General features: G+C 52.7%; 15 protein-coding genes. 9 read left to right on the top strand and 6 right to left on the bottom strand.

The window, feature by feature from the left end:
- The first annotated feature begins 26 nt into the window (after window positions 1-26).
- The 6 genes from EH206_RS04615 to hpxK are packed head-to-tail and all read left to right on the top strand — an operon-like array spanning window position 27 to window position 5,453.
- A complete protein-coding gene (locus EH206_RS04615) occupies window positions 27-812 on the top strand; it encodes a transporter substrate-binding domain-containing protein (protein ID WP_040343670.1) in 786 nt (261 codons plus the stop codon).
- A 12-nt stretch (window positions 813-824) separates the two neighbouring features.
- Window positions 825-1,493, top strand: coding sequence for an amino acid ABC transporter permease (locus EH206_RS04620; RefSeq protein WP_009111652.1), 669 nt, complete (start codon window positions 825-827; stop codon window positions 1,491-1,493).
- On the top strand, window positions 1,493-2,146 hold the full coding sequence (locus EH206_RS04625) for an amino acid ABC transporter permease (protein ID WP_136163959.1): 654 nt from the start codon (window positions 1,493-1,495) through the stop codon (window positions 2,144-2,146). The genes EH206_RS04620 and EH206_RS04625 overlap by 1 nt, the downstream gene beginning before the upstream one ends.
- Window positions 2,127-2,870, top strand: a complete 744-nt coding sequence (locus EH206_RS04630) for an amino acid ABC transporter ATP-binding protein (RefSeq protein ID WP_009111654.1) — start codon at window positions 2,127-2,129, stop codon at window positions 2,868-2,870. Before EH206_RS04625 ends, EH206_RS04630 begins: the two co-directional genes overlap by 20 nt.
- Before the next feature lie 58 nt (window positions 2,871-2,928).
- Window positions 2,929-4,173, top strand: coding sequence for a pyridoxal-phosphate-dependent aminotransferase family protein (locus tag EH206_RS04635; RefSeq protein ID WP_009111655.1), 1,245 nt, complete (start codon window positions 2,929-2,931; stop codon window positions 4,171-4,173).
- Complete coding sequence (gene hpxK, locus EH206_RS04640; RefSeq protein WP_009111656.1) at window positions 4,170-5,453, top strand: allantoate amidohydrolase; 1,284 nt, start codon at window positions 4,170-4,172, stop codon at window positions 5,451-5,453. The genes EH206_RS04635 and hpxK overlap by 4 nt, the downstream gene beginning before the upstream one ends.
- A 163-nt stretch (window positions 5,454-5,616) precedes the next feature.
- Here the strand turns inward: hpxK and EH206_RS04645 are convergent, their stop codons facing one another.
- Window positions 5,617-6,384, bottom strand: a complete 768-nt coding sequence (locus EH206_RS04645; RefSeq protein ID WP_009111657.1) for an amidohydrolase — start codon at window positions 6,382-6,384, stop codon at window positions 5,617-5,619.
- On the bottom strand, window positions 6,372-7,529 hold the full coding sequence (locus EH206_RS04650; RefSeq protein WP_009111658.1) for a pyridoxal phosphate-dependent aminotransferase: 1,158 nt from the start codon (window positions 7,527-7,529) through the stop codon (window positions 6,372-6,374). Before EH206_RS04650 ends, EH206_RS04645 begins: the two co-directional genes overlap by 13 nt.
- Before the next feature lie 155 nt (window positions 7,530-7,684).
- Between EH206_RS04650 and EH206_RS04655 the strand changes: the two genes are divergently transcribed.
- The 3 genes from EH206_RS04655 to EH206_RS04665 are packed head-to-tail and all read left to right on the top strand — an operon-like array spanning window position 7,685 to window position 9,542.
- A complete protein-coding gene (locus EH206_RS04655; RefSeq protein ID WP_009111659.1) occupies window positions 7,685-8,299 on the top strand; it encodes a methylthioribulose 1-phosphate dehydratase in 615 nt (204 codons plus the stop codon).
- An 11-nt stretch (window positions 8,300-8,310) separates the two neighbouring features.
- On the top strand, window positions 8,311-9,000 hold the full coding sequence (gene mtnC, locus EH206_RS04660; RefSeq protein ID WP_040343671.1) for an acireductone synthase: 690 nt from the start codon (window positions 8,311-8,313) through the stop codon (window positions 8,998-9,000).
- Complete coding sequence (locus EH206_RS04665) at window positions 8,997-9,542, top strand: 1,2-dihydroxy-3-keto-5-methylthiopentene dioxygenase (protein WP_009111661.1); 546 nt, start codon at window positions 8,997-8,999, stop codon at window positions 9,540-9,542. The genes mtnC and EH206_RS04665 overlap by 4 nt, the downstream gene beginning before the upstream one ends.
- Window positions 9,543-9,810: 268 nt before the next feature.
- Here EH206_RS04665 and EH206_RS04670 read toward each other — a convergent pair whose 3' ends face one another.
- Genes EH206_RS04670 through EH206_RS04685 form a run of 4 tightly spaced genes read right to left on the bottom strand, consistent with a single transcriptional unit; the run spans window position 9,811 to window position 14,030 of the window.
- Window positions 9,811-10,527: a DsbC family protein gene (locus EH206_RS04670; protein ID WP_009111662.1), complete on the bottom strand. Its 717-nt coding sequence runs from the start codon at window positions 10,525-10,527 to the stop codon at window positions 9,811-9,813.
- 39 nt (window positions 10,528-10,566) lie between these two features.
- Window positions 10,567-12,495: a MacB family efflux pump subunit gene (locus tag EH206_RS04675; RefSeq protein WP_009111663.1), complete on the bottom strand. Its 1,929-nt coding sequence runs from the start codon at window positions 12,493-12,495 to the stop codon at window positions 10,567-10,569.
- Window positions 12,496-12,515: 20 nt separating this feature from the next.
- Window positions 12,516-13,661: an efflux RND transporter periplasmic adaptor subunit gene (locus EH206_RS04680; RefSeq protein ID WP_009111664.1), complete on the bottom strand. Its 1,146-nt coding sequence runs from the start codon at window positions 13,659-13,661 to the stop codon at window positions 12,516-12,518.
- A gap of 6 nt (window positions 13,662-13,667) precedes the next feature.
- Window positions 13,668-14,030, bottom strand: coding sequence for a hypothetical protein (locus EH206_RS04685; RefSeq protein ID WP_040342893.1), 363 nt, complete (start codon window positions 14,028-14,030; stop codon window positions 13,668-13,670).
- Window positions 14,031-14,163 lie beyond the last annotated feature (133 nt).

The raw sequence follows: 14,163 nt of genomic DNA on the forward strand, positions 1-14,163 counted from the left end.
ATACGATGTTGATCAAAAAGCTGGGCATTAAAAAATGTTTGCTGGCGATAGCCGGCGCCGCGCTGTTACTGACACAGGCCGGCGGCGTGATGGCCGACCAGCTACAGGATATCGAGAAGCGCGGCGTGCTGCGCGTGGCGGTGCCGCAGGATTTCCCGCCGTTTGGATCGGTGGGGACGGATTTACAGCCGCAGGGTTATGACATCGATATTGCGCGCTATCTGGCGCAGGAGATGAAACTGAAGTTGCAGCTGGTGCCGGTCACCAGCGCCAACCGCGTACCCTATCTGCAAACCAATAAAGTGGATCTGGTGATTTCCAGCCTGGGTAAAAACGCCGAGCGCGAAAAAGTGATCGACTTCAGCCGCGCCTACGCGCCGTTCTTCCTCGGCGTGTTTGGCCCGCAGGCCGGCGAGGTCAGCGCGCCGGAGGGGCTGCAGGACAAGAGCGTCGGGGTAACGCGCGGGGCGGTGGAAGATATGGTGCTGACGGAGATTGCGCCGAAAGAGGCGCGGATTAAACGTTACGAAGATAACAACACCACGCTGTCCGCTTATCTCTCCGGCCAGGTGGAATACATCGCCACCGGCAACCTGGTGGTGGCGGCCATCGCCGCGCAGAATCCGACCAAAGCGCCAGTGGCGAAATTTATGCTGAAAGATTCGCCGTGCTACATCGGTCTGAAAAAAAATGAGCCGGCGTTAAAAGCCAAAGTGGACGCGTTAATCGACAAGGCGTTGCAAGACAACACCCTTAACGCCCTGTCGGAAAAATGGCTGAAAGCGCCGCTGCCTGACAGCATCAAGGCATAACGGGGACCGGCGATGACCTATCAGCTTGATTTTACCGCCCTGTTACCGTTCTGGCCTGAGCTGTTGGCGGGCTTATGGGTCACCATTGAGCTGACGGCGCTGGCAACCATCGGCGGCATCGCCATCGGTATCTGCGGCGCCGCCTTGCGCAGCGGAAAACCCTCGCTGCCGGGACGGCTGTGGGGCCTCTATGTGGAAGCGATCCGTAATACGCCCTTTGTGGTGCAGCTGTTTTTTATCGTCTTCGGCCTGCCCAGTCTGGGGTGGAAACTCACCGCCGGGCAGGCGGCGCTGCTGGCGATGCTGATCAATCTGGGCGCCTATAGCACGGAAATTATCCGCGCGGGCATTCAGGTGACGCCGAAAGGTCAGTGGGAAGCGGCGAGAGTACTGGGCTTGTCGCGCTGGCAGACGTTTTTCCGGGTGATTCTGCCGCCGTCGCTACAGCGGATTTACCCGGCGCTGGTCAGCCAGTGCATTATCGTGATGCTGGGATCGTCGGTGGTATCGCAGGTTTCCTATGAGGAGCTGACCTTTGCCGCCAACCTGATCCAGTCGCGTACTTTTCTGAGTTTCGAGGTGTATCTGGCGACCACGCTGTGCTATCTGGCGCTGTCGGTCCTGATGCGTCAACTGTTGCTGCTGGCGGGCCGGCGCTTTCTGGGGAGTCAGCCGTCATGATGACCTTTACCGACTGGGACATCGTCCGCAACCTGCTGCTGGCGGCGCGCTGGACTTTGCTGCTGTCGCTGACGGCGTTTATCGGCGGCGCGGTGGTGACGCTGCCGTTGATGCTGTTGCGGCTGACCAAACGCAAATGGCCGACGCGCGCTATCCGTCTCTATTCCGAGCTGTTTCAGGGCACGCCGCTGCTGATGCAGCTATTCCTCGCCTTTTTCGGTCTGGCGCTGTTCGGCATCGACGTCAGCCCCTGGACGGCGGCGGCGCTGGCGCTGACGCTATTTACCAGCGCGTTTCTGGTGGATATCTGGTGCGGCAGCGTCGAGGCGTTGCCCAAAGGGCAGTGGGAGGCGTCGCGCTGCCTGGGGCTGAACTTCGGGCAAACGCTCTACCGGGTGATTGCGCCGCAGGCGATGCGTATCGCCATCGCGCCGACGGTAGGCTTTTCCGTGCAGGTGATCAAGGGCACGGCGCTGGCGTCGATTATCGGTTTTGTCGAACTGACCAAGGCGGGAACCATGCTGAACAACGTCACCTATCAGCCGTTCAAGGTCTTCGGCCTGGTGGCGCTGGGCTATTTCCTGATGTGCTATCCGCTTTCCTATTACAGCCGTTATCTGGAGAAGAAATTCAATGCCGCTCATCACCATTAATCAGGTGCAGAAATATTACGGCCGCAACCATGTGCTGAAAGGCGTGGATCTGGATATTGAAATGGGCGAAGTCATTTCGATTATCGGGCGCAGCGGTTCCGGCAAAAGCACCCTGCTACGCTGTATCAACGGCCTGGAAGGGTATCAGGAAGGGAGCATTAAGCTGGGCGGCATGACGGTGACCGACCGCGACTCGCAGGCGCGCGAAATCAGCCGTTCCGTGGGGATGGTGTTCCAGAATTTTAACCTGTTTCCCCATATGACCGCGCTGGAGAACGTGATGCTGGCGCCGCGCCGGGTGCTGGGAAAAAGCGCCGCCGAATGCCGCGCGCTGGGGGAACAGGTGCTGAACAAGGTGGGGCTGGGGGAGCGCATCGACTATTACCCCGCCAGCCTGTCGGGCGGTCAGCAGCAGCGCGTGGCCATTGCGCGGGCGCTGGCGATGAACCCGAAAGTGTTGCTGTGCGATGAAATTACCTCGGCGCTGGATCCGGAACTGGTGGGCGAAGTGCTGAAAGTGCTGGAACAGCTTGCCGCCGAAGGCATGACGCTGATTCTGGTGACGCATGAGATGAACTTTGCCCGGGAAGTGGGCGATCGGGTGGTGTTTATGCATCAGGGCAAGGTGTGGGAGCAGGGCGACAGCAAAACGCTGTTCGCCAACCCGCAGACCGCGGAGCTGAAGCAGTTTATCGCCTCGGTGCGCGGGCTGGCGGAAGCGTAATACCTTATGCCCGATGAAAAAAGTAGTTCGATGAAACAAAAGTTTGGAGCAAACCATAATGAATAACGAGCTGTTTGCGCAGATCAATCCTCCCCATCGCCTGCTGATGGGGCCGGGACCAATCAATGCCGATCCGCGGGTGCTGCGGGCGATGGCCAGTCAACTTGTCGGTCAGTACGACCCGGCGATGACCGACTATATGAATCAGGTGATGGAACTGTACCGCCGGCTGTTTCGTAGCGAAAATCGCTGGACGATGCTGGTGGACGGCACGTCGCGGGCCGGGATAGAGGCGATTCTGCTGTCGGCCATTCGCCCCGGCGACAAAGTGCTGGTGCCGGTGTTCGGCCGCTTTGGCCATCTGCTGTGCGAAATCGCCCGCCGTTGCCGCGCCGAAGTGCATACCATCGAGGCGCCGTGGGGTGAGGTGTTCACCCCGGATCGCATCGAAGACGCCATCAAAACCGTGCGTCCCCGGTTGCTGCTGACGGTGCAGGGCGATACCTCGACCACCATGCTGCAACCGCTGGAAGAACTGGGCGATATTTGCCGCCGTCACGGCGTGCTGTTTTATACCGATGCCACCGCTTCTTTCGGCGGCAACGCGCTGGAAACCGATCGCTGGGGATTGGATGCGGTTTCCGCCGGGCTGCAAAAATGCCTGGGCGGACCGTCCGGCAGTTCTCCCGTCACCCTGAGCCTGCAGATGGAGGAGACGATCCGCCGGCGCAAATGCGTCGAGCAGGGGATCCGTACCGACGCCCATCGGGACGGCGAGGACGAAATGATCTACTCCAACTATTTTGATCTCGGCATGGTGATGGACTACTGGGGGCCGGAGCGTCTCAACCATCACACGGAAGCCACAAGCATGCTGTTCGCGGCCCGCGAATGCGCGCGGATCATTCTGGAAGAGGGGCTGGATCGCTGTATCGCCCGCCATGCGTTACAAGGGGCGGCGCTGGTGGCCGGTATTCAGGCGATGGGGCTCGGCACTTTCGGCGATCTCGACCACCGGATGAACAACGTGCTGGGGGTGGTGATCCCGCAGGGGATCCACGGCGAGCAGGTGCGTAAAATGCTGCTGGAGGATTTCGCCATTGAGATCGGCACTTCATTCGGGCCGCTGCAGGGAAAGATCTGGCGCATCGGCACCATGGGCTATAACGCCCGCAAAGACTGCGTGATGCAGACGCTGAGCGCGCTGGAAGCGGTGCTGAATCGGCTGGGGTTCCGCTCGACGCAGGGGGCGGCGTTGCAGGCCGCGTGGGATTGCTACGCCGCCGATGAGGAATCTTCATGAGTTATGCCCCGATGTCGGCGTCCGCCGCGCTCGCCGCCGCCGGGCAGGTGATGGCCCGCTGCGACGCGCTGGCGGAAATCAGTGAAACCGCCGGGCAGCTCACCCGGGTATACCTGTCGCCGCAACACCTGCGTGCCAATGCGCTGGTGGGCGAATGGATGCGTGAAGCCGGGATGCGGGTCTGGCAGGACAGCGTCGGCAATATCTGCGGGCGCTATGAAGGCCGGCGGCCGGGCGCGCCGGCGTTGTTATTGGGTTCGCATCTGGATACGGTGCGCAATGCCGGACGCTATGACGGTATGCTGGGCGTATTGACGGCGATTGAGACGGTACGCGCTCTGCACCGGCGGGCCATTCGCCTGCCGGTCGCCCTGGAGATCGTCGGGTTCGGCGATGAAGAGGGCACCCGCTTCGGCATTACCCTGCTGGGCAGCCGCGGGCTGACCGGCACCTGGCCGGCGGAGTGGCTGAGCCGTCAGGACGCGCAGGGCATCACGGTGGAGCAGGCGTTGCGAAACGCCGGGCTGGATCCGCAGGCGATTGCCCGGGCGGCGCGTCCGGCCGGCGATATTACGGCCTACCTTGAGCTGCATATCGAGCAGGGCCCCTGCCTGGAACAGCAGGATCTGGCGCTGGGGGTGGTCACGGCCATCAACGGGGCGCGGCGGCTGAACTGCGCCTTTCACGGCGTGGCGGGACACGCCGGCACGGTGCCGATGACGCAGCGTCAGGATGCGCTGGCGGCGGCGGCGCACTGGATGGTGCGGGCGGAGCGCCTGACGCGGGAGAGCGACCCCTATCTGGTCGCCACCTTCGGCACCCTGCAGTGTTTGCCGGGGGCCGCCAACGTTATTCCCGGCGAGGTGCGCTTGACGCTGGATATCCGCGGTCCGGACGATACGGCGCTGGATGCATTGCTGCACAAGCTGCTGGCGCTGGGAGATGAGATTGGCGACGCGCGCGGCTGCCGGTTTGGCGCCGAAGAGTATTACCGAATTGCGGCCACCCGCTGCGATGCGGCTTTGCAGCAGCGGTTGAGCCGGGCGGTAACGCAGGTTCAGGGGCGCGCGCCGCTGTTGCCGAGCGGCGCGGGGCATGACGCGATAGCCATTGCCGAACGCTGGCCGGTCGCCATGCTGTTCGTTCGCTGCCGGGGGGGCATCAGCCATCATCCCGACGAGTCGGTAAGCACGGCGGACGTGGCGCAGGCGCTGAGAGCGCTGGAGGCGGTGATACTCGGCTATCGGGATGAGGTGCCCGCCGCCGGTATTGCCGGATGATAACGTAGCCGCGGCGGAGGGAGTGCCGGTGAAAAGGCGGGGGGCGGCCGCCTTTTCACGTATCGCTCGCCGCCGTCATCGACGAAAAATCCCCCTTCCCCGTCAAGCGGCGCGTATTTTAAGACGGTCATCATGATTTTCTCGCCGCCTTGCCGCCGGCGTTTTACAGCGAAAAGCGGTCGGCGTCGCGCCATGCCGGGAAAGCTTCGCGGTAGCTTTGCAGGGTCTCCAGCGACAGCTCCGCATCCAGCCGGGCGGCTTGATTCGGCGGCGCGGAAGTCAGAATTTCCCCCTGCGCGTTGACGATCAGGCTGTCGCCGCGATAGCTGTGGCCGTTGCCGTCGGTGCCCACGCGGTTACAGCCGGCAACGTACGCCTGATTCTCTATCGCCCGCGCCGCCAGTAATGTCTGCCAGTGCGCCGCGCGCGGCGCCGGCCAGTTGGCCACATACAGCAGCAGATCGTAATCCTGCCGGTTGCGCGACCACACCGGGAAGCGCAGGTCATAACAAATCAGCGGGCAAATCCGCCAGCCGCGCCACTCGATAATGGTCCGCTCCGCGCCCGCCTGGTAGTGATGGTGCTCATCGGCCATACGAAACAGGTGGCGTTTGTCATAATGGTAAACGTCGCCGTGGGGCGAAACCAGCAGGAAGCGGTTTACCGCGCCCTTGGGCGTCCGTACCGCAATGCTGCCGCCGACCAGCGCGTTATTGCGTTGCGCCCACTGATGCAGCCACTTTTCCACCACCGACAGCTCCACGCCGCTCTTCGCCGCCTCCATCGAAAAACCGCTGGTAAACATCTCCGGCAGCACGATCACATCGCGACCGGTAATCTCCGCCAGCAGCGTATCAAAGTGCTTCAGGTTGGCCTCGGCGTCCTGCCAGGTGAGGGGTTGTTGCAATAGGGTGATTTTTAAAGTCGACATAAGCGCTCCGCCGCCGCATCCAGAGTGGGTTCCTGTTTCGCAAAGCATAGCCGAATCAGCGTGTGCCGGAACGGCTCGGCGCAGAATACCGACAGCGGGATCGCCGCCACGCCTATGTCTTCGGTCAGCCAGCGGCAGAAGCTGACGTCATCCCGATCGGAAATGGCGCGGTAATCCGCCAGCAGGAAGTAGGTGCCTTCGCAGGGCAACAGCTCAAACCGGCTCTGCGCCAGCGCATTGACGAAACGATCGCGGCGGGCGCGGTAAAAGTCGGGCAGGGTGCGCCAGTGTTCGGGGTGCTCGCGCAGCATATCCGCAATGGCGAACTGGGCCGGCGTATTGACGGAGAAGGTCAGATACTGATGGATTTTGCGTACTTCGGCGCTCAGCGCGGCGGGGGCCACACAGTAACCGACTTTCCAGCCGGTCATATGAAAGGTTTTGCCGAATGAGGAAACGGCGATGGCCCGCTGACGCAGCGACGGATGGGCCAGCACGCCGGCGTGTCCCTCTGCGGCGAAGCAGATATGCTCATACACTTCGTCGCTCAGCACGTAGATTTCGTGCGCGGCGATGGCCTGCCACAGCTGCTGAAAATCCTCCCGCCGCCATACGGTGCCGGAAGGGTTGTGCGGCGTGTTGAGGATCACCAGGCGGGTGCGTTCGCTGACCAGCGTGGAGAACTCGGCCCAGTCGACGTGAAAGGCCGGGGGCTGCAACGCCAGGCGTTTCAGTACGCCGCCGGCCAGCTCCACCGCCGGGGCGTAGCTGTCGTAGCTGGGATCGAAACAGACGACTTCATCGCCGGGGCGAACCAGGGCGGTGATGGCGGCAAACAGCGCTTCGGTGGCGCCGGCGGTGACGGTGACTTCGCTATCGGCGTCCGGCCGCCAGCCGTAAAGCTCGGCGGTTTTCTCGGCGATGACGGCGCGCAGCGGGGCGACGCCGGTCATCGGCGCATACTGATTGGCGCCCTGACCGACGTGGTACGCCAGGCGCTGCTGCAAATAGTCGGGACCATCGAAGTCCGGGAAGCCCTGCGATAGATTGATGGCCTTATACTGCAAAGCCAGCATGCTCATCTGGGTAAAAATGGTGGTGCCGAGGGAGGGCAGTTTACTTTCGGGAATAAGGGCGGCGCTCATGACTGGTAAGGACTCCTGCAAGCCTGTATTGTCTGCCAATATATCACGATGTTAGTATTTGGCAATCAAGCCGCTTGGACGTATAAACGGCTAAATTCCTTTAAATGCTAACTCATAACTAAAGGTACTAAGTACCTATAAAACGGGAAGTATCAATGACAGAAAACCTGCAACGTGCGGCGCTGCTTGCCGCCTGTCACTGGATAGGGCAGAAGGGCTGGTGTCCGGCGACCGGCGGCAATATGTCGGTACGCCTGGATGAGCGGCAGTGCCTGATTACCGAATCGGGCAAGGATAAAGGCAGCTTACAGGCGGAGGATTTCCTGCTGGTGGACATCGCCACCAACCATGTGCCCAGCGGGCGCACGCCTTCCGCGGAAACCGGGCTGCATACCCTGCTGTACCGCACTTACCCGCAGACGGGGGCGGTGCTGCATACCCACTCGGTCAATGCGACCGTGCTCTCCAGGGCGATCGCCGGCGCGGAGCTGGTGCTGCACGGCTATGAAATGCAGAAGTCGCTGGCGGGACAGAAAAGCCATCTGGATGCCGTGGCGATCCCCATCTTCGATAACGATCAGGATATTGCGGCGCTGGCGCGGAAAGTGGCGGCCCACGCGGAGCAAACGCCGCTACGCTACGGCTTTCTGGTGCGCGGCCACGGCCTTTATTGCTGGGGCGACGGCGTGCAAGAGGCGCGACGCCATCTTGAAGGGCTGGAGTTCTTGTTTCAGTGCGAACTACAGCGTCTGCTGCTGGAGGCCAAATGAGCCACAACCGCGTGATTAAGGCGATAGTGACGGACATTGAAGGCACCACCAGCGATATCCGTTTTGTCCACGACCGGCTGTTTCCCTATGCCCGCGAGCGGCTGGCGGCAACGGTGCGCCGGCAGGGCGACGATGAGGAGATTGCGCATGCGTTGACGCTGCTGCGCCAGGAGCTGGACGCGCCGGAGGCGGACGACGACGCGTTGATTTCGGCGTTGCACCGCTTTATGGACCAGGACCGCAAATCAACGGCGCTCAAACTGTTGCAGGGCATTATCTGGCGCAGCGGTTATCACAACGGCGATTTTCGCGGTCATATTTACCCAGAGGTGGCGCAGCAGCTGGCTGACTGGCAGCGCCGGGGCATCCGGCTGTATGTCTATTCATCGGGATCGGTGGAGGCGCAGCAACTGCTGTTTGGCTACAGCGAGGCGGGCGATCTGCGCCCGCTGTTCAGCGACTATTTTGATACCCGCGTCGGCGCCAAGCGAGAAGCGGCGTCCTACCGCGCCATCGCCCAATCCATCGGTTTGCCCGCCGGAGAACTGTTGTTCCTGTCGGATATCCGCCAGGAGCTGGATGCCGCGCAGCAGGCCGGGTGGCACACCTGTCAGCTGATCCGCGGTGATGCTGATGATTTGAGCCGTCACCGCCAGGTGGCACGTTTTGACCAGATCGATTTAGAGGAGTATTCCCAATGAGCGCACTGACCATCTTTAGCGATAGCGACGCCAGCCAACCGATTTGGCAAAGCCAGGACGCGCAGGCCATCCGTCAGCAGTTGGACGATATCGACGTGCGGTTTGAACGCTGGCAGGCGACGCAGCCGTTAAGCGCCAATCCCTCCTCCGAGGAGGTGCTGGCGGCTTATAAGCACGACATCGACCGGCTGGTGGCGGAAAAAGGCTACCAGTCGGTCGACGTCATCAGCATTCGCGCGGACAATCCGCAGCGCGCGGAGCTGCGCGCCAAGTTTCTCTCCGAGCATACGCATAACGAGGATGAGGTGCGTTTCTTCGTTGAGGGCGCCGGCTTGTTCTGCCTGCATCTGCAAGGAAAGATTTTCCAGATCCTGTGCGAGAAAAACGATCTGCTCTCCGTTCCCGCCGGCACCGCGCACTGGTTTGATATGGGGCCGGAGCCGCATTTCACCGCCATCCGCCTGTTCGACAACCCGGAAGGCTGGATCGCGCATTTCACCGGCGACAAGATTGCCGATGCGTATCCGAAGCTGGCGGAATAAGCGGCATAAAGAGTGATATATAAGAACGGAGGCGAGTCCCATGACCTCGCTCTCCATTCTTGGAATTCTGAAAGCGCCAATCCACAGCGGTTTAATCGCTGTCGATCTAGCACTTTATCTATATTTCATTAATTTATTGCTGATGTTCACGAATATTTTAGCTGTCGTTAGAGCCATAAACTGTCACGATTCTCAAACCAGAATGTTCATTTCTATTTCAGAATTTTACAGGTTACGGCCATTTTTTTCAAAAGCGTTGTTGTATTACTTATTTAATATTTGCCCATTTTTTTTCAAATGCATCAGCCTCCATGACTCCTTGTTGACTCGTTCCGTCGAGAAAGAAAATAGTGGGTGTCCCAGTTATATTCATTCTTTTTCCAAGTTCATAAACGATTTTATTGGGGTCTTTACAGTTTTCCGAGGCTGTTGCTGGTTGTTTTTTATTTATCATCCACTCCTCAAAAGCGATGCCAGGATTCTTTGCGCATAAAATATCTCTTGAGAGTTTCCATGAACTCTCATTGAGTATGTTATATAAGAATGTATATGTTGTTAGATTGTCAATATTTTTTATTTTTTCTCTCAATAACTTGCAGTATCCACAGTTAGGATCTTCAAAAATAAATAGTTTTCTTGAACCATCACCTTTTGTGATTTTTACTGCTAATTCCAATGGGAGATTATTAACTTCAGCTTTATTGGCTTCTATCAGCTTTTCATTCGTGTAATCAAAGAGTGTTTTTGCATTAATAATATGACCAGTGATATAATAATTAACATCATGATCGGTATAAATAATATTTTTCCCAATTTTTACTTCATACAGATCTAGATAGTCAGTTTTTCGAACTGAGTCTATAATGGTACTATTTCCCATTCGTGTAGTGACTAGCTCCTTAACTTTATCCTCGTTACTAGCAAAAGATTGCCCACAAAGCAAAGTAAGTAGAAATATCGTGGTTATCATGAATTTACTTTTCATTGTTTATCCTTCTTAACGTTTATTGATTCTTGCTAGATATTACTGTTCTATTGTTAATGACTCTATGGGATTAAGTGTTGCGGCACGATAGGCAGGAAATAGCCCAGATAAAACACCAATAATAAGAGAGCAGGCAATGGAGATGCCAAATGAAAAATAATCAAAAACAACTGCCGTACTCATCCAGTTTCTCATACCTACTCCTATGGCGATTGCGCTTATTACGCCAATAATACCACCGAGAAAACAAATTAATATGGATTCAATAATAAACTGCTGCAATATATCTGTTTTTTTTGCACCGACAGCCATGCGTATACCAATTTCCTTACGTCTCTCTGATACTGAAACGAGCATAATATTCATGATGCCGATGCTACCTACGATTAATGATATAATAGCTACGCGTAAAATCTGATTGCTAACGGTTATATTTACTTTTTCAGCCAGTTGTTTAAATTTGTCAATATTAAGTAACTGAAAATTATCAGTCATGTGATAATTCATCATTAGTGAGAATATATTTTTCTCAGCAAGCGCCATTGACATATCATCATTTACCTTTACCTTAATACTTGTGAAATAAGGTAATCCCGCCATGCGCGTTGCTACCGATGTATAAGGCATCCATGATGTAAGCGAGGTACTATTTTCTGCTTGCTTGACAACGCCTATAATGTGACAGGGTACGTTTCCAACAATAATTTCCTCTCCGATTGGTGAGGAACCATCAGGGAAAAAATGTTGATGTATTTTATCACTTATAACAATTTCCTGTGATTGACGGTGAATAGATTCCGAATTGATAAATTGGCCATCAATGACTTTTAATCCAATAATGTCTTTATAATATTCATTAACACCATTGATAACCGTATCGACCATCTTATCTTGGTATTTTATTTTCGAGCTTATATCGATTGAGGGGGATAATTGATACACATAGTCTTGAGCGGATAACATCTCTATATGTATAGCTCCCAGCTTGGCCGGTATCATTTTTTTATTGATAAGGGATCCAGGAAAAATATCAATCGTATTCGTACCAAATGAAGAAATATCTTTAATTATTTTCTGCCTTCCCCCTTCGTTGATAGCTATGACTAATACAACGGATGCAATGCCTATGATGATACCCAGCATAGAAATCAACGTTCTCAGCTTGTGCGAATTCATTATCTTGAAGGAGGTTTTTAATACTTCAAAATAATAATTAAATGGTGTTTTGTGTTGTTTTAATTCTTTTTTTGATGTTTTAGTATATTTTCTATTGCTGTATTGCTTTCTAATATTTTTTACTGCGTTATCATTGACGAGTTGACCATCAGTAATTTCGACAATACGATTAGCATAGTGTGAAACTTGCCTGCTATGCGTGACAATAATGATTGTATGGCCTTTGTCATTCATTTTTTTCAGTAGCTTTAATACTTCTTCTCCATTCTTCTGATCCAACGCACCCGTAGGCTCATCGGCCAGTATCACGCTTCCTCCATTCATTAGTGCTCGGGCAATACTCACCCGCTGTTGTTGTCCACCGGAGAGCTGTGCCGGAGTATGATAAAGATGATGCTTCATACCTAATAAAGTAAGTAGTCGTAGTGCTCTGAATGTTTTTGTCTGCGGTTTTATTTTAGCATAAAATGCTGGTAAAGCGGTATTGTTGATAGCATTAAAGTAGGGGATAAGATTATATTTTTGAAAGATAAAACCAAAGTGTTTTAATCTCAATAAGGATAACGATGTTGAAGAGAGGTTATTTGTTTTTATGCCGTCTATCTCATAATCCCCCGTCGAGGGCTTATCTAAACATCCAATAATGTTGAGTAATGTTGACTTACCTGAACCTGAAGGACCTAAAATAGCAACAAACTCACCTCGAGTGATCGTCATGTTAATGTTTTTTAAAACAAATATATCTTCATTATGACCACCATATTTTTTTGATACATTATGTAAGATTAGCAAATTTTATTCCTCATACTATACTAAGGTATGTTGACAATAATTTTCTCGTCAGGTGTCATTCCTTCAAGGACCTGCGCCATGATCCTATTATTAATGCCGATTTTTATTCTTCGTAGCGCAGGGGTACCTTGTGAATCTATAATATTAATAGTATAGCTACCATCACTATTCTTTACTCTTAATAACGTCGATGGGATTATTAGCGTGTTTTTAGCTTCGGAAATAATGATTTTTATCTGTGCAGTCATTAATGCATTAAATTGATTGTTGATATTGTCAATATTCATTGTGGCTCTATAATAAATTCCACCTTGTGTTGGTTCAGTAATATCATCATTCTGGCTTATGTTTATTGGAGCTGGTTCAATAGTATTAATTGATGTTATATACTTTTCATTTGGGGAACCTAAAGTAGAGAAAATGGCTTTTTGTCCTACCTTTACCTTTTTTATATCAGCTTCGGATATTTTTGCCACGATAGACATGGTGGATAAATTAGCGACTTTGACTAGATTAGGGGTAGTTTGATTGGCATTGACTGTTTGGCCTTCTGTCGCCAGCAATGCAACCACAGTACCGGCTATGGGGGATGTGATACGTGTATATCCCAAATTTATTCTTGCCGTATCGACCAGTGTTTTTGCCTCTTGTAGTTGTGCCTCAAGAGATTTGACTTCTGCCTTACTGATTTTTTGTGTTACATCCGCTTTTTCATAATCTAATTGTGAGGAGAATCCTTTTCTGAATATTTCCTTTTCTCGACGGAAGTTTATCTCATCCAGTAGTGATGTTGCAATTTTGGCATTTAATTGTGCTTTTAGACTTTCAAATCTTGTTTGGCTCGCTATATATTCGTTTTGTTGTGATGTGTCGTCTATCTCAGCAATCAGATCATTTCTCTTAACATTATCGCCTACGTTAATATTTAATTTTTTAATCTGACCTGTAACCTGAGTTCCAACATTAACAATATTAGAAGGGACAATATTTGCTAAAGCAGAAATGCTTTCCTCTATATCTCCCTTTTTTATTGAGATTATGTTGTAAGATATGGTTTCTTTTTTTTTGTCCCATAAAAAAACAAGAGTAGCAGTGATGGAAATAATAATGAAAAAAAACAAATAAAGATTTTTTTTTCGTAAAAATAATGGATTACTTTCTGTCATCGCTGTCTATCCTTGTTTTTTAGAACGATTATATAAAATCACAGCGCTAACAAAAGATATTATTGACACACCTAAAATAGCTAGATAAAAATAATTTTTAGTACCTTCATGAAAAAAATCAGAAACTGTAATAAATAAGCTAAAAATAATTATAGCAACAATTATTGTTATTGTTTCATTTTTTCTTATGGTTTTTTTTAAAAACAACTTTAGTAATAGAAACGGAATTAATACTGCCGCAGAATAGGTCAGGAATTTCTCTATAAAACCTAGGTCATATGGTTTTATAAAGTAAAATATAAAAAATGGAATTATCAATAAGACAATAATTGAAATAGATAGTTTATATAAAAATTTTATCTTATCCATGGGGAACCCCTTATGATTTTAAGTATATTAATTACATACTAGATCGTTACAAACTGATGCACCTCCGCCAGATGCAGCGCAACTAGTGATTATTATAGCCGAGCATGGTACGGCTAATGTACCAACGGTGACC

Origin of the sequence: Brenneria nigrifluens DSM 30175 = ATCC 13028, assembly GCF_005484965.1 — a bacterium.
Classification (GTDB): domain Bacteria; phylum Pseudomonadota; class Gammaproteobacteria; order Enterobacterales; family Enterobacteriaceae; genus Brenneria; species Brenneria nigrifluens.